The 14,964-nt window shown below is 55.5% G+C and carries 17 protein-coding genes; all 17 read left to right on the forward strand.

Annotated elements, in window-relative coordinates:
• Positions 1-9 precede the first annotated feature (9 nt).
• The 17 genes from O9H85_RS11015 (at position 10) to trpA (ending at position 14,954) form a co-directional block, all read left to right on the forward strand.
• Entirely contained in the window at positions 10-729 is a 720-nt protein-coding gene (locus O9H85_RS11015; RefSeq protein WP_269881398.1) for a demethylmenaquinone methyltransferase, read from the forward strand.
• A 22-nt stretch (positions 730-751) separates the two neighbouring features.
• On the forward strand, positions 752-1,627 hold the full coding sequence (locus O9H85_RS11020) for a UbiA-like polyprenyltransferase (RefSeq protein WP_409348125.1): 876 nt from the start codon (positions 752-754) through the stop codon (positions 1,625-1,627).
• Positions 1,624-2,256 carry a UbiX family flavin prenyltransferase gene (locus O9H85_RS11025; RefSeq protein WP_269881399.1) on the forward strand — a complete coding sequence of 211 codons (633 nt, stop codon included), beginning with the start codon at positions 1,624-1,626 and terminating at the stop codon, positions 2,254-2,256. The genes O9H85_RS11020 and O9H85_RS11025 overlap by 4 nt, the downstream gene beginning before the upstream one ends.
• Positions 2,216-3,079, forward strand: coding sequence for a menaquinone biosynthetic enzyme MqnA/MqnD family protein (locus O9H85_RS11030; protein ID WP_269881400.1), 864 nt, complete (start codon positions 2,216-2,218; stop codon positions 3,077-3,079). The genes O9H85_RS11025 and O9H85_RS11030 overlap by 41 nt, the downstream gene beginning before the upstream one ends.
• On the forward strand, positions 3,076-4,050 hold the full coding sequence (locus O9H85_RS11035) for a polyprenyl synthetase family protein (RefSeq protein ID WP_269881401.1): 975 nt from the start codon (positions 3,076-3,078) through the stop codon (positions 4,048-4,050). Before O9H85_RS11030 ends, O9H85_RS11035 begins: the two co-directional genes overlap by 4 nt.
• 70 nt (positions 4,051-4,120) lie before the next feature.
• The gene (gene ndk, locus O9H85_RS11040) at positions 4,121-4,564 is read left to right on the forward strand and encodes a nucleoside-diphosphate kinase (RefSeq protein WP_269881402.1); all 444 of its coding nucleotides are present in this window, start codon (positions 4,121-4,123) and stop codon (positions 4,562-4,564) included.
• A 14-nt stretch (positions 4,565-4,578) separates the two neighbouring features.
• On the forward strand, positions 4,579-5,364 hold the full coding sequence (locus O9H85_RS11045) for a CheR family methyltransferase (protein ID WP_269881404.1): 786 nt from the start codon (positions 4,579-4,581) through the stop codon (positions 5,362-5,364).
• 80 nt (positions 5,365-5,444) lie between these two features.
• Positions 5,445-5,609, forward strand: coding sequence for a hypothetical protein (locus O9H85_RS11050; RefSeq protein WP_269881406.1), 165 nt, complete (start codon positions 5,445-5,447; stop codon positions 5,607-5,609).
• A gap of 212 nt (positions 5,610-5,821) precedes the next feature.
• Positions 5,822-6,985, forward strand: a complete 1,164-nt coding sequence (gene aroC, locus O9H85_RS11055; RefSeq protein ID WP_269881408.1) for a chorismate synthase — start codon at positions 5,822-5,824, stop codon at positions 6,983-6,985.
• 41 nt (positions 6,986-7,026) lie between these two features.
• Entirely contained in the window at positions 7,027-8,124 is a 1,098-nt protein-coding gene (aroB, locus tag O9H85_RS11060) for a 3-dehydroquinate synthase (RefSeq protein WP_269881409.1), read from the forward strand.
• 3 nt (positions 8,125-8,127) lie between these two features.
• Complete coding sequence (gene aroH / locus O9H85_RS11065; RefSeq protein ID WP_269881410.1) at positions 8,128-8,508, forward strand: chorismate mutase; 381 nt, start codon at positions 8,128-8,130, stop codon at positions 8,506-8,508.
• 308 nt (positions 8,509-8,816) lie between these two features.
• Positions 8,817-10,358 (forward strand): anthranilate synthase component I, encoded by a 1,542-nt coding sequence (trpE, locus tag O9H85_RS11070; RefSeq protein ID WP_269881411.1) that lies wholly within the window; start codon positions 8,817-8,819, stop codon positions 10,356-10,358.
• A 60-nt stretch (positions 10,359-10,418) separates the two neighbouring features.
• A complete protein-coding gene (gene trpD / locus O9H85_RS11075; RefSeq protein WP_269881412.1) occupies positions 10,419-11,459 on the forward strand; it encodes an anthranilate phosphoribosyltransferase in 1,041 nt (346 codons plus the stop codon).
• Positions 11,449-12,267: an indole-3-glycerol phosphate synthase TrpC gene (gene trpC / locus O9H85_RS11080; protein WP_269881413.1), complete on the forward strand. Its 819-nt coding sequence runs from the start codon at positions 11,449-11,451 to the stop codon at positions 12,265-12,267. Before trpD ends, trpC begins: the two co-directional genes overlap by 11 nt.
• A 3-nt stretch (positions 12,268-12,270) precedes the next feature.
• Positions 12,271-12,960 carry a phosphoribosylanthranilate isomerase gene (locus O9H85_RS11085; protein ID WP_269881414.1) on the forward strand — a complete coding sequence of 230 codons (690 nt, stop codon included), beginning with the start codon at positions 12,271-12,273 and terminating at the stop codon, positions 12,958-12,960.
• The gene (trpB, locus tag O9H85_RS11090) at positions 12,953-14,158 is read left to right on the forward strand and encodes a tryptophan synthase subunit beta (RefSeq protein WP_269881415.1); all 1,206 of its coding nucleotides are present in this window, start codon (positions 12,953-12,955) and stop codon (positions 14,156-14,158) included. The genes O9H85_RS11085 and trpB overlap by 8 nt, the downstream gene beginning before the upstream one ends.
• Positions 14,145-14,954 (forward strand): tryptophan synthase subunit alpha, encoded by an 810-nt coding sequence (trpA, locus tag O9H85_RS11095; RefSeq protein ID WP_269881416.1) that lies wholly within the window; start codon positions 14,145-14,147, stop codon positions 14,952-14,954. The genes trpB and trpA overlap by 14 nt, the downstream gene beginning before the upstream one ends.
• Positions 14,955-14,964 lie beyond the last annotated feature (10 nt).

Consider the following 14,964-nt stretch of genomic DNA (forward strand, 5'->3'; position numbering starts at 1 on the left):
TGACGACAGATGCAAGGTAAATCCAAAGAACAATTCGTTCACTCCGTATTCGAGAGCATCGCGCCCAAATACGATTTGATGAACGACATTTTAAGCTTCCGGCGGCACAAGGCATGGCGTGAGTTCACGATGAAGAAGATGAGCGTGAAGCCGGGAACGACCGCCATCGATTTATGCTGCGGCACGTGCGACTGGACGATCTCCTTGGCGGAGGCGAGCGGCACCGGCAGCATGGTCGGCCTGGATTTCAGCCAAAATATGCTGGACGTCGGCGCCGATAAGATCAGGAGGCTCGGTTTGGATCGGCAGATCACGCTGGTTCGCGGCAATGCCATGGAGCTCCCTTATGAAGACAATACCTTCGATTACGCAACCATCGGGTTCGCGCTGCGGAATGTGCCGGATCTGGTGAAGGTGATCGAAGAAATGCAGCGCGTTGTGAAGCCGGGCGGTCTGGTCGTTTCGCTCGAGCTGTCCAAGCCGACATGGCAGCCGTTCAAATCGATCTATTATTTTTATTTTCAGCGGGTACTGCCGATGCTGGGCAAGCTGATCGCGAAGCGATATGAGCAGTACAAATGGCTGCCCGAATCGCTGATTCATTTCCCTGATCACAAGCAGCTGGCCGACATATTCCGTAAGACAGGACTGGCTGATGTGAAGGCCTATCCGTTGACCGGGGGGATTGCGGCGCTGCATATCGGAGTCAAGCCGCAGGCGGACAAATGAGTTGAGGGAGATGTAAGACATCATGATTTGGAGAAAGACCAAGATTTTTCTGGAAATGATCAAGATCGAGCATACGCTGTTCGCCTTGCCGTTTGCTTTCATGGGAGCTCTGCTCGGCTCTGTGGTTAAGTTCCACCATTTGCCTCACTGGTCGCAGATCGGCTGGATTCTTCTTGCCATGATCGGGGCGCGGAGTGCAGCGATGGGCTTAAACCGGGTGATCGACAAGGTATTCGACGCCAAGAACCCGAGAACATCGATGCGTGCGATTCCCGCCGGACTCATTTCATCCATGGAAGCTATTATTTTTATTATTATTTCGATGGTTGTATTGTTCTGGGCGGCGGCCAACCTGAGCCCGATCTGCGTCAAGCTGCTGCCGATCGCGGTTTTTTTGCTTGTCTTCTATTCTTACACCAAGCGCTTTACTTGGGCTTGCCACTTGTATTTGGGTATGACAGTGGCACTCGCGCCGCTCGGGGGCTGGGTGGCCGTGACGAATGAATTCTCCTGGACCGCATTCGTGTTCTACGTTGCGATCGTGTTTTGGCTCGCCGGCTTCGATACGATCTATGCCACCCAGGACGTCGATTTCGACCGGAAGGAAGGGCTTCATTCCATTCCGGCTCGCTTCGGCATTCCGAATGCGCTGCGAATTGCCAGATGGTTTCATCTTGTTACGGCCGCCGGCTTTATCGGGCTGTTTTTTTTGACGAATCTGAGCTGGGTGTATCTGGCGGGCATCCTGATTGCCTACGCGCTCTTGATGTATGAGCATTTTATCGTGAAACCGACGGACCTGACCCGGCTGAACACGGCCTTTTTCACGCTGAACAGCACGCTGAGCATTGTGGTGTTCGTCTTTACGCTGATTGACCTGGTGGTGTTCGCAGGATGAAGAAGCCTTGGGTCGTCGGTATGACAGGGGCGAGCGGCGCGGCCTATGGTGTGAGGTTGTGCCGCTATTTGCTGGATCTAGGCGAGCATGTGCATCTCATCGTGACGGACGCGGGCTGGCGCGTGCTTAAGGAGGAGCTGGGCTGGGACGCGGCGCGCAGACACGAAAGCTTGGACAAGCATTTCGGCGGGCTGCCTGGCAAGCTCGAATATTACCCGGTGTTCGATATCGGAGCCAAGACGGCCAGCGGGTCTTTCCTGACGCAGGGGATGATCGTTGTTCCTTGCTCCATGGGTACGTTGTCCGGCATCGCTAACGGGGCATCAGATAACTTGCTCGAACGAACGGCGGACGTGATGCTGAAGGAAGGCCGGAAGCTGATCGTTGTGCCCAGAGAAACTCCGCTGCATGCCATTCATTTGGAGAATATGCTCAAGCTGGCGCGAATGGGCGTCAGGATCATTCCGGCCATGCCCGCTTTCTATCATGGACCACAAACGCTGGACGATATCGTGGATTTCATGGTCGGCAAAATCTTGGACTGCATGGATATTGAACATCAATTGTTTAAAAGATGGGGTATGCCAAATGACGAAGAAACCAAGGGGAATCCGAATCGGCCGCATTGATTTCGCCAATGTCTGGCCGCTGTTTTATTATTTTCCGTTCTCCGCGTTCGGTACGGAGATCGAAGTGACGCAGCAGGTGCCCACGGGCCTTAACCGGGCGATGGCTAAAGGCGAGATTGATATCGGTCCGATTTCGTCCTTTGCTTATGGGGAAAATTTCGAGGAGTACATGATTTTCCCTCACATGTCGGTCAGCGCCTTCAGCCACGTGCATTCCTTGCTGCTATTTCATAAGAAGCCTTTGGAAGAGCTGGACAATACGACCGTGATGCTGCCGACGACATCGGCTACGACGGTCAATCTGCTTAAGATCATATTGAATAAGTTTTATAACCTGCAGCCGAATTACGTGTATGCCGAACCGGACTTGGAAACGATGATGAAGGAGGCGGACGCCGCGCTGCTCATCGGAGACCATGCGATTAAGGCAAGCTGGCAGGACATGGGATATATGGTGACGGACCTTGGGGCGGAGTGGACTCGGCTTACAGGACACTGGATGTCCTTCGCCATTTGCGTCATCCGGAAGCAGGCTGTGGAGCAGCAGCCCGAGCTGGTAAAACGCATTTATGAAGGCTTCCTCGAGAGCAAACGAAAGTCGCTCGAGGATTTGACCGCTCTCGTTCAGGATGCGCGGACGCTGCATGGAGGAACAGAGGCCTATTGGGAGCATTATTTCAAAAATTTATGCTATGACTTCGGTCCGAAGCAGTGGGAAGGGCTGCAGCTGTATTACCGGTATGCGGCGGAGCTGGGTTTCCTGGATCGTGAAGTGAAGCTGCATATTTGGGAAGACAATTCTGTGGTACGGGTGACGGAATGAAACTGTTGGATTTATATGCCAAATTAAAAAGAGATATCAGCTACATCGAGAAGGAGCTGGAGCGGAGCATCGACGTGGAACATCCGATGCTCCGCGAAGCGTCTCTTCATCTGCTCAAAGCAGGCGGCAAGCGGATTCGCCCGGTATTCGTACTGCTCGGCGCCAAGTTCGGAATATACGACCTGGAGCGGGTCAAGCACGTGGCCGTGCCTCTGGAGCTCATTCATATGGCTTCGCTCGTGCACGACGATGTGATCGACGACGCTTCCACCCGGAGGGGGCAGCTTACGGTGCGCTCGAAGTGGGACAACCGGATCGCCATGTATACGGGGGATTACATTTTTGCGAAAGCGCTGAACATTGTGACCAAGCTCCCGAATCCGCAGATCCATCAAATCCTGTCCAAGACGCTGGTCGAGATGAGCATCGGCGAGATGGAGCAGATCCGCTTCTTCTTCCATACGGAGCAGACGGTACGGGATTATCTGCTGCGCATCCGTAGAAAAACCGCGCTTCTCATTGCGATTTCTTGCCAATTGGGAGGGCTGGCGGCGGAGGCCGGCGAAAACTTCTGTCGACAGCTGTATGCTTTCGGCTATAATGTAGGCATGGCCTTCCAGGTGCGCGACGATCTGCTCGATCTGTGCGGAACCGAGAAGGAGATCGGGAAGCCGCCGGGCAGCGATATCAAGCAGGGGAACATTACGATACCCGTTATTTTCGCCCTGCAGGACGAGGCGCTGCGTCCGAAGCTTCTGGAGGAAATCGTCCGCATCCAGGCGACCGACGGCCAGACGGATATCAGCGCGTTCCTGCAAATGATCCGGACGAGCGACGGGATCCGCTGCGCGGAAGAGCTGGCTTCCAAGTACATAGACAAAGCGATTCGTGCGTTAGACAAGCTGCCGGATATTCAGGCGAAAAAGGATTTAATCAGCGTCGCTCATTTTGTAGGCAACCGCTCATATTGACGGTTAGCCGCAAGAAGCAAGGTTTCCGCTCTTATTCCGTTATCTACTATAACCCGAGAGGAGCTTGGTTATGGAACAAACGTTTCTAATGGTAAAGCCGGACGGCGTTCAGCGCGGACTGGTAGGAGAAATCGTACGGCGCTTCGAGCGTAAAGGACTCAAGCTGGTGGCGGCCAAGCTGCTTCAAGTCAGCCGGGAGCAAGCCGAGAAGCATTACGAGGAGCATTACGGCAAAGATTTCTACGACCGGCTCATTCAGTTCATTACTTCCGGTCCGGTATTTGCCATGGTATGGGAAGGCGACCGCGCCATTGCTTTAACCCGCGCCATGATCGGCAAGACGGATGCGTTGGAAGCGGCTCCCGGAACGATCCGCAGCGATTTCGCCGTACATACGAATCTGAATTTGATTCACGGCTCGGATTCGCCGGAAAGCGCGGCGCGTGAAATTGCCAATTATTTCGCGCAGGATGAAATCGTATCTTACGAAAAAACGGTACAGCCTTGGATTTAAACGGGGGAGTCAGCTTGGAGGAACATAAGGATTTTCTGCTTTTTGTTAAAAAGGTTAAGGATTACACCTCCATCGATTTGGCTCAGTACAAGGAAGCCCAGATGAAGCGGCGTCTGACCACGCTTCGAATGAAGAAAGGCTATGCTACGTTCGCTGCGTTCTTCGAAGCCATGACCAAGGACAAAGAGCTGTTCTATGAGTTCCTGGACCGGATGACCATCAACGTATCCGAGTTTTGGCGCAATCCGAACCGCTGGGAGGTGCTCGAGCAGCGGTTCCTGCCGGAGATGGTGCGCAAATCGCGCAAGCTGAAATGCTGGAGCGCCGCCTGCTCTACCGGGGAAGAGCCTTACACGCTCTCAATGATTTTGTCGGAGCTCGGGGTTCTGCAGGAGACGGTCGTCCTCGCCTCGGATATCGATGAGGGCGCATTGGAGAAGGCGAAGCGGGCCGTCTATGCGGACCGTTCGGTGCGCGATGTGCCGGCCAAGTATTTGCAGAAGTATTACCGCCAGGAGAATTTGACCTATCATATTGCGGATTCGCTCAAGAAGGCGATCCGGTTTCAGAAGCAGAATTTGCTGACGGATCCGTTCGATACGCAGTTCGACTTGATCATTTGCCGCAACGTCATGATTTATTTCACCGAAGAGGCGAAGCACCTGCTCTATCACAAATTTGCGAAGGCGCTGAAGCCGGGCGGCATCCTGTTCGTGGGCAGCACGGAGCAAATCTTCTCGCCGGGACAATATGAGCTTGAGCCGGCGGATACGTTTTTTTACCGTAAATTGCAATCATAGGTATAAGTTACGCCTGCGAGCCCCATACTAGAAACATATCATTCGTCCGGTACAGCTAGAATGCGGACAGGAGGGCTCGAATGGATAAACGCAAGGTGATCACCGCTTACCGACGCGGTTTTATTACGATGCAGGAGTGCGCTCAGATCCTCGGAATCGATTCGCTTCAGGTGATGGGGATGATGAACGAGCCGGAGCAGCCGAACAACGTCGGCCTATTAAAGAAACAACCGGTTAACGGGTAAAACCGATTCGCGCGATCGATCGAATGAAGCGTAAGGGCGCCTGGACGGCGCTTCTTTTTTTATGCCCGCATTTCTTGTCAAACGAGGGTACCTATACTATAATTACAGGAATGGAGTACATAAAAGCGCTAAAGCGTTACACAGCTCCGAGACCCGTTCGCGGGAAGCGGTCCAGGGCTTTTGTGGGATAGGATGAAAGGGGACAGACAGAAGTGAGATACTTGACAGCAGGGGAAACGCACGGTCCGCAGCTGACGGCCATTATCGAAGGCTTTCCGAGCAACGTGACCATTAATTTTGAGGAAGTGAACAACCAGCTTGCCCGTCGTCAGAAAGGTTACGGCCGGGGACGACGCATGCAAATTGAGAAGGATACCGCTGCTATCCTCGGCGGCGTGCGCCACGGCAAAACGACCGGCGCTCCGATCGCCCTCGTGGTCGAGAACAACGATTGGAAGCACTGGACATCGGTAATGAACATCGAGCCGATTGAAGGCAGCGACGAGACGAAGCGGCGCGTGAATCGCCCGCGTCCCGGACATGCGGACCTGAACGGCGGCTTGAAATACAATCAGCGCGATCTGCGCAATATTCTCGAGCGTTCCAGCGCGCGCGAAACGACCATACGCGTGGCCGTGGGGGCCATGGCCCGCGAGCTGCTGAAGGAATTCGGCATCAAAGTGGCGGGACAAGTCATCCGGATCGGCGACGTAGAGGTGAACCGCAAGGAGCTGCCTATCGATGAGCTGATTCGCATCACGGAGGAGTCTCCGGTCCGCGTTACGGACCCGGAAGCGGAAGCCAAGATGATCGCGGCGATCGACGCAGCGAAGGAAGACGGCGATACGCTGGGTGGCATCGTGGAATGCATTATCGAAGGTGTTCCTGTAGGCTTGGGAAGCCACGTGCAGTGGGACCGCAAGCTGGACGGACGGATTGCCCAGGCGGTCGTCTCGATTCAAGCGTTCAAAGGCGTGGAATTCGGCATCGGGTTCGAGGCGGCCGAACGCAGAGGCTCGACGGTTCATGACGAGATCAACTACGATGCGGACCGCGGTTTCACCCGCGCAACCAACCGGGCAGGGGGCTTCGAGGGCGGCATGACGACGGGCGAGCCGATTGTCGTGCGAGGGGTCATGAAGCCGATCTCAACGCTGTATAAGGCGCTGCAGAGCGTGGATATCGATACCAAGGAAGCGTTCACCGCCCAGGTGGAGCGATCGGATACATGCGCGGTACCGGCTGCAGGCGTCATTCTGGAGAATGTCGTCGCCTGGGAAGTGGCCAAGGCGTTCATGGAGAAGTTCGGCGGCGATTCGATCGAAGAAATCCGCCGGAACTACAACAGCTACCTGGAACAGGTCAAAAGCTATTAATCGGCTTTCATGAAGATGGCTGGCGGACGGGGGAACCGAATATGATTAAAGAATTGACGGTTAACTTGGGCGAACGGTCCTACCCGATTTACATCGGGGAAGGATTGTTAAGCGAGATCGGCGCTTACTTCGAGAAGCACGGCATCGGCAAGGGCTCGCCGCTCTTGATCGTGACCGACACCCATGTCGGGCCCAAGTATTTGAAGGAAGTCGCCGGACGTCTGGAGAGCGCCGGTTATAAGGTGGCGGCCCATACGGTCGATTCCGGCGAAAAATCGAAGTCGCTCGCGGTGCTTGAGGATGTTGTCGCGACGGCCCTTGAGGCCGGTCTCGACCGCAAGTCGACGGTTATCGCGCTCGGCGGCGGCGTTGTGGGGGATTTGGCCGGCTTCGTTGCGGCAAGCTACATGCGCGGAATCCGGTTCGTCCAAGTACCGACAACGATCTTGGCGCACGACAGCAGCGTCGGAGGCAAGGTCGCGGTGAATCATCCGCTAGCGAAGAACATCATCGGCGCGTTTCATCAGCCGGAGATGGTGTTCTACGATACGCAGACGCTGCAATCGCTGCCGGACCGCGAAGTCAGAGCCGGGCTGTCGGAGATGATCAAGCACGGTCTGATCTGGGATGCTGAATTTACGGCATGGTGCGAAGAGAATGCCGGTAAGCTGGTCGGACTGGACTCCGAAGCGCTTCAACACGGCTTGTACATGGGCTGCAGCGTGAAAGCGGCCGTCGTGTCTAAGGATGAACGGGAGAACGACCTTCGTGCCATACTGAACTTGGGGCACACGCTCGGACATGCGCTTGAAGCGGTAGCGGGCTATGGGGAGCTGCTGCATGGTGAAGCCATCGCCATCGGGATGGTAGCGGCTGCGAAGCTGGCGGTCAAGCTCGGTTATCCCGAACACATCGATACGGTCACGGAACGGATTTTCCGTAAATTCGGACTGCCGGTTCGCATTCCGGCGCATCTGGATACGCACGAAATCATGCGGGCCATGATGCATGACAAGAAATTCAATGAAGGCAAGATGGTATACATTATTCCGACCGATATCGGCAAGGTTGTCATCGATAAGAACGTCTCCGCCGAGTCGGTCAAACAAATCGTCAATCGAATGAAACAGGAGGACTAACGGATGTTCGTGAGGGGAATCCGCGGCGCAACCACCGTGGAACACAATGAAGAGAACGAGATTTTAAGCGCAACCACCGAGCTCCTGAATCATATTATTGCCAATAACGGCATCGTGCCGGATGAAATCGCCAGCGTATTCGTTACCGTAACCCAGGATTTGACCGCTACGTTCCCTGCCCGGGCCATTCGCGAAATGGAAGGCTGGGAGCTGGTGCCGCTGATGTGCTCCTTGGAGGTACCGGTCGAAGGCAGCTTGCCGCTCTGCATCCGGCTGATGGTTATGGTCAATACGGAGAAGAAGCAGGACGAAATCCAGCACGTTTATTTGAAAGAAGCGATGCGCCTCCGTCCCGATTTATCCAAATTGACAAGAGCACAATAGAGGTAGTATAGTTAGTTCTGAGAAGTTGTTTAGGAACGAGTAGAGTAGAGCCGAGTGCAAGACAGTTCAGTAGAGTTTAGACGAGACGAGCGAGTAATCTTAGTGAGTTATGGAACGGAGTGCAGGGGAAGACGCTTACGCGAGAAGTTTGCTTATTGGACTTTTCTATTTATTTGTCGCGTGCGTCAATTCATCCCGGTGTTCGTCTCCCGACTTCGTCTTCTGCTGAAATGAACCGCCTCTACTTAACAAGTAGAGGCTTTTTTGTGCTCATCGCTCGAGCCCAGCAGAGAAGAGGAGAGATGTCCATGTACACACCGGAAGCGAAAGAAGTATTGCGGCTGGCCAAACAGTACAACCTGATCCCGATCGTCCGCAGTCTGATGGCCGATACGGAAACGCCGATCCGCGTCTTCCAGCATTTTTACGAAGAGAAGCAGGCGTTTCTGCTGGAAAGCGTGGAGGGCGGGGTCAAATGGGCTCGTTACTCCTTTATCGGAACGGATCCTTTCATGACGATGCACGCCAAACACGGCAAAGTGTATATAGACGGTCCGGACGGAAAGGTCGTATCCGATGAGAAGCCGGTGGATTTGCTCAAAGCTTATCTCCGCCATTATACGAGCCCGTCGCTTCCGGAGCTGCCGCGCTTCACGGGCGGCGCCGTCGGGTTCTTCGGATACGATTTGCTCCAGTATTACGAGAAGCTGCCGCCTCATCGCAAGGATGACCTGCAAATGAACGATATTCAATTCATGTTCTGCGACCAGGTGATTGCCTTCGATCATTTCAAGCAGCAGCTTAAGGTGATTGCGAACGTGCATGTGCCAAAGCATGGGACCGATGCGGACATCTTGGCCTCATACGAAGCCGCCTGCGCCAAAATCGATGCGACGATCGAGCGGATGAAGCGGCCGCTTCCATCCTTATTCATGGGCGGTCATGCGATTCCGGACGATATCGAGCTGGGCGAGGTGAAATCCAACCTGACGAAGGAGCAATTCATCTCGAATGTGGAGCAGGCGAAGGAGTATATCCGGGCCGGCGATATTTTCCAGGTGGTGCTATCGCAGCGCTTCGAGATCGAGACGGACGTCTCGCCGCTGCAGGTTTACCGGATTTTGCGGACGTTGAACCCTTCGCCTTACATGTACTGTCTGAAAATGGACGACGAGGTCGTCGTCGGCACTTCGCCCGAGCTGCTCGTGCGGGTGGAGGACGAGAAGGTCGAAACCCGCCCGATCGCGGGAACGCGCCCCCGGGGCAAGACGCCGGAAGAAGATCAGGCGCTCGCCGAAGAGCTGCTGGCCGATGAGAAAGAGCGCGCGGAGCACTTAATGCTCGTGGACCTGGGCCGCAACGACCTCGGCCGCGTCTCCGAATTCGGCACCGTTAAATGCGATACTTTCATGGAAATCGAACGTTACTCCCACGTGATGCACATCGTCTCCAACGTCACTGGCAAGCTGGCGAAGGACAAAGATTTCTACGATGCCTTCATCTCCTGTCTCCCGGCCGGCACGGTCTCGGGCGCTCCTAAGCTTCGCGCGATGGAAATTATCGCCGAGCTGGAGAACGAGTCGCGCGGCGCTTATGCGGGAGCCATCGGTTATCTCGGATTTTCCGGCAATCTCGATACGTGCATTACGATCCGGACGATCATCTTCAAGAACGGCAAAGCTTACGTACAGGCCGGAGCAGGCATTGTTTGGGATTCCGTGCCGGAAAGCGAATACCAGGAGACGTTCAACAAGGCCAAAGGCATGCTGAAATCGATCCGAATCGCTGAAGCCGTGTTTGCGAAGAAACCGAGAGAATATGCGCTGATTAATCACGATTACTATCAATAAGCCGGCGCTTGAGATAGGAAATGGATAATGATAGAGCGAATATTTGGGGAGGCGTGAAGAATGGAACAACAGTTGACGGTGCAGCAGGCAATTCAGAAGGTGATCGGCTCGCAAAATTTGACCCGGGCGGAAGCACGCCAAGTCATGTCAGACTTGATGGAGGGCCATGCGACGCCTTCGCAGATCGGAGGACTTCTTACGGCGCTGCGGATGAAGGGCGAGACGATCGAGGAGATTACGGGCTTCGCCGAGACGATGCGGGCCAAAGCAAATCGGGTAAGAACGGAGCAGGTACAGCTCCTGGATACTTGCGGAACGGGCGGCGACGGCGCCGATACGTTCAATATTTCGACGACGGCGGCGATCGTGGCAGCGGCCGGCGGCATACGCGTAGCGAAGCACGGCAACCGCGCCATGTCCAGCAAGAGCGGCAGCGCCGACGTGCTGGAGGAGCTAGGGGTGAACATACAGCTGGATCAGGAGCAGGCCGGACACTGCCTTGAGGAGGTCGGCATTTGCTTCATGTTCGCCCAGCTGTACCACCAATCCATGAAGCATGTAGCCGCTTCGCGCAGAGAGCTCGGAACCCGGACCGTATTTAACCTTCTTGGTCCACTGACCAATCCTGCAGGGGCCGATCGTCAAGTGCTCGGCATCTTCGATAAAGGGAAGACCGTGACGATCGCCCATGTAATGCAGGCGCTGGGTGTGAAACGCTCGCTTGTTGTAGCCAGCCTCGACGGTCTTGACGAGATCAGCATTTCCGATGCGACGCAGGTGACGGAGCTGAAGAACGGTGACATCCGGACATTCACGATTACTCCGGAAGAGCTCGGTCTAAGAACATATTCTTTAAGCGAAGTCGTCGGAGGAGACGCCAAGACCAACGCTGAGATCGTACGCAGCATCTTCTTGGGACAATCCGGTGCCTGCAGGGATATCGTACTCGCCAATGCGGGAGCTTGCTTCTACGTGACGGGTCTGGTAGATACACTGCAGGAGGGAGTCAAGCACGCGGCGGATGTGATCGATTCCGGCAAGGCCGCCGCCAAGCTGGAGCAATTAGTCCATTATACAGGAGAAATCAGACATGTTTCTTGATAAAATTGTAACGACGAAACAGCAAGAAGTGGCCGAGCTCAAGCAGAGGACGACGCTGACTGACATGGAAAAGACGATCGCGACGCTGCCGGCATGCCGCGGGTTCGAGCGGGCGATTACTTCCGGCCGTCACCGCGCTATGGGATTGATCGCCGAAGTGAAAAAAGCATCTCCGTCGAAAGGACTGATCCGCGAAGACTTCGATCCGGTTCGTCTTGCCCGGGCTTACGAGCAGGCGGGGGCGGACTGCATCTCCGTGCTGACGGACGTGCACTATTTTCAGGGGGCGAACGGCTTCCTGACCGATATTCGGCAAGCGGTGAAGGTTCCGCTGCTGCGGAAGGATTTCACTATCGATCCGTATCAGATCTATGAAGCCCGCGTCATCGGAGCGGACGCCATCCTCCTGATTGCCGCTATATTGACCACGGAACAATTGCGCGAATACTCGGCCATCGCCAGGGGCATCGGTCTGGATGTCCTGATCGAGGTGCACGATCAAGAGGAGCTCGACCGGGTGCTTACGTTGCAGCCGTCGCTGATCGGTATCAACAACCGCAATCTGCATACGTTCGCCACGGATATCCGGACCACGGAAGAGCTGGCGAAGCATATTCCGGCAGGGACGACCATCGTAAGCGAAAGCTCGATCTCGAAGGCGGAGGAAATTCCGTGGCTTCTGTCCGTGGGCGCACAAGCGGTTTTGGTCGGCGAGCATTTCATGCGCCAGCCGGATGTGGGGCAGGCGGTATCGGACTTGCTGGGCGAACGGGTTGACGCCGCTTCGCCGCTTGCTAAGGAGAGCTGATTCATGACCAGCGTAAAAATTTGCGGCTTGGTGTCGGAGGAGCAGGTGCTCGCCGTCGCCTCGCTGCCGGTCGATCATATCGGATTCGTATTTGCGCGGAGCAAACGGCAGGTGACTCCGGTACAGGCGGGAGCCTGGATCCGGCGCATGAAGGAAGCGCGCGGGGATGACCGGCCGCTTGCCGCAGGCGTATTTGTGAACTTCAGCCGGGAAGAGCTGGCTGCGGTGCTGGAGGAAGCGCCGCTTGACGTCGTGCAGCTGCACGGACAAGAGGATGCGGCGTACTGCCGCTGGCTGAAGGAAGCTTATCCAGGTCTGCAAATCTTTAAGGTTATTACGCTGACCGGAGGAGCTGGGTCAAGAGAAACGTCGCCGGAGCTCGTGATCCAAGAAAGACTGCAGTCTTATCAACCGTACGTCGACGGGATCCTGCTGGATACATTCGACCCCGTTTACGGCGGCGGCTCCGGCAAGACGTTCGCTTGGGAAGCCATTCCTCCTTATCAGGCCTGGTGCCGCGAGGCCGGCGTGAGGCTGATCGTAGCCGGCGGATTGAACCCCGACAACGTGAATGAGCTGCTTGAAAGTTATCGTCCTGACGGTGTGGATGTTTCTAGCGGCGTGGAGACGGAAGGTATGAAGGATATGGATAAAATAACCAGTTTTGTGGGAAGGGTGAAACGCTTTGTTTAACGGACCGGATGAGCAGGGGCGATTCGGCAAGTTCGGAGGACGGTACGTTCCCGAGACGCTGATGAATGCGCTGATCGAGCTCGAAGAAGCCTTCAAGAAATATGCGAAAGACGATAAGTTCCAGGAGGAGCTGAACTATTGGCTGCACCGGTATTCGGGCCGTCCGACTTCATTGTACTACGCGGGCCGGTTGACCGAGCACCTGGGCGGAGCCAAGATTTATCTGAAGCGGGAGGACCTGAACCATACGGGCGCACATAAGATCAACAATGCGCTCGGCCAGGGGCTTTTGGCCAAATGGATGGGCAAGAAGAAGATCATCGCCGAAACCGGCGCAGGCCAGCATGGCGTGGCGACGGCAACCGTTGCGGCGCTGCTCGGCTTCGAGTGCAAAGTATTCATGGGCGAGGAGGACATCAAGCGCCAGCAGCTTAACGTATTCCGCATGAACCTGCTCGGAACGGAGGTCGTGCCGGTCACCTCGGGTACCCGTACGCTGAAGGATGCTTGCAATGAAACGCTGCGCTACTGGGTCAGCCATGTGGACGATACGTTCTATATCCTGGGATCGGCTACGGGACCACATCCTTATCCGATGATGGTACGCGACTTCCAGCGAATTATCGGCGATGAAACGCGGAAGCAGATTCTCGAGCTGGAAGGCCGCTTGCCGGATGCCGTGCTTGCGGCGGTCGGAGGCGGAAGCAACGCGATCGGCATGTTCTATCCGTTCGTTCAGGACGAAAGCGTACGTTTGATCGGCGTGGAAGCGGCCGGACGGGGGATCGATACGAAGGAGCACGCCGCTACGATGACGCTTGGCAGCGTAGGCGTATTCCAAGGCTCGATGAGCTATCTGCTTCAGGATGAATACGGGCAGGTGCAGGAAGCGCACTCGATCTCCGCAGGTCTTGATTACCCGGGGATCGGACCGGAGCATTCCCATTTACGGGAAACCGGAAGAGCGACCTACGTACCGATCACGGACCGGGAAGCGCTCGACGCGCTGCAGCTCTTGAGCCGCAAGGAAGGCATTATTCCGGCGCTCGAGAGCGCGCATGCCGTCGCCGAGGTCATCAAGCTTGCTCCGACGATGGGCAAGGACCAAATTATCGTGGTAAGCTTGTCCGGTCGCGGCGACAAGGACGTTGATGCGATTATGAAATATTTGGGAGGTAACGGGCATGAATCGCATTGACCGTAAATTCGCGGAGCTGCGCGAGAAGAAGCAGCCTGCTTTTATTCCTTTCATTACCGTTGGGGATCCGGATCTGGAAACCTCGGTTCGCATCATTAAAGAGCTGGAAAAGGCCGGAGCCGCTATGGTCGAGCTTGGCGTGCCTTATTCCGATCCGCTTGCCGACGGTCCCGTCATACAGCGCTCCAGCCAGCGCGCTCTGAAGTCTCACCGGATATCGATTATGGATGTCATACGGACTGCTCGTCAAGCCCGCAGCGAAGGATGCGAGCTGCCTTTTATCTTGTTCACGTATTACAACCCCGTGCTGCAGACCGGACTTGAACGTATTTTCGCGCTGCTTCAGGAGAATGAAATCAGCGGCCTGATCATCCCCGATCTGCCGATGGAAGAGGATGCGGAAGTGCGCGCCTTGGCCGAGAAGCACGGCATTCATTTAATTCCGCTCGTCGCGCCGACGTCCAACGAACGAATCCAGCGCATCGTCAGCCGGGCCAGCGGCTTCGTTTATTGCGTCTCGTCTCTCGGCGTAACGGGTACGCGCTCCGACTTCCACAGCGGCGTCGACGCCTTCCTGGATACAGTCCGCCGCTCGACGGATCTGCCGATCGCCATCGGCTTCGGGATATCTTCGAGGGACCAGTTCGAGCGCTTCGCCGCAAAATGCGACGGCATCGTCGTAGGCAGCGCCCTGGTCCGTCAAATCGAGGAATCGCTGCCTCAAACAGCCGATGAGCAAACGAAAACGAAAGGGCTCTTGCAAATTCACCAATTTGTGCGACAATTGATAGGGTAATCATTATAAA

It is taken from the genome of Paenibacillus gyeongsangnamensis (assembly GCF_027533625.1).
Taxonomy (GTDB): domain Bacteria; phylum Bacillota; class Bacilli; order Paenibacillales; family NBRC-103111; genus Paenibacillus_G; species Paenibacillus_G gyeongsangnamensis.

Bases quoted from the DNA above. Each gene is read 5' to 3' on its own strand.
- O9H85_RS11030 (WP_269881400.1), top strand. From the start codon at position 2,216: ATGACGAAGAAACCAAGGGGAATCCGAATCGGCCGCATTGATTTCGCC.
- trpA (WP_269881416.1), top strand. From the start codon at position 14,145: ATGAATCGCATTGACCGTAAATTCGCGGAGCTGCGCGAGAAGAAGCAG.
- O9H85_RS11020 (WP_409348125.1), top strand. From the start codon at position 752: ATGATTTGGAGAAAGACCAAGATTTTTCTGGAAATGATCAAGATCGAG.
- O9H85_RS11085 (WP_269881414.1), top strand. From the start codon at position 12,271: ATGACCAGCGTAAAAATTTGCGGCTTGGTGTCGGAGGAGCAGGTGCTC.
- O9H85_RS11025 (WP_269881399.1), top strand. From the start codon at position 1,624: ATGAAGAAGCCTTGGGTCGTCGGTATGACAGGGGCGAGCGGCGCGGCC.
- ndk (WP_269881402.1), top strand. From the start codon at position 4,121: ATGGAACAAACGTTTCTAATGGTAAAGCCGGACGGCGTTCAGCGCGGA.
- trpD (WP_269881412.1), top strand. From the start codon at position 10,419: ATGGAACAACAGTTGACGGTGCAGCAGGCAATTCAGAAGGTGATCGGC.
- O9H85_RS11015 (WP_269881398.1), top strand. From the start codon at position 10: ATGCAAGGTAAATCCAAAGAACAATTCGTTCACTCCGTATTCGAGAGC.
- trpE (WP_269881411.1), top strand. From the start codon at position 8,817: ATGTACACACCGGAAGCGAAAGAAGTATTGCGGCTGGCCAAACAGTAC.
- O9H85_RS11035 (WP_269881401.1), top strand. From the start codon at position 3,076: ATGAAACTGTTGGATTTATATGCCAAATTAAAAAGAGATATCAGCTAC.
- aroB (WP_269881409.1), top strand. From the start codon at position 7,027: ATGATTAAAGAATTGACGGTTAACTTGGGCGAACGGTCCTACCCGATT.
- trpC (WP_269881413.1), top strand. From the start codon at position 11,449: ATGTTTCTTGATAAAATTGTAACGACGAAACAGCAAGAAGTGGCCGAG.
- O9H85_RS11050 (WP_269881406.1), top strand. From the start codon at position 5,445: ATGGATAAACGCAAGGTGATCACCGCTTACCGACGCGGTTTTATTACG.
- aroH (WP_269881410.1), top strand. From the start codon at position 8,128: ATGTTCGTGAGGGGAATCCGCGGCGCAACCACCGTGGAACACAATGAA.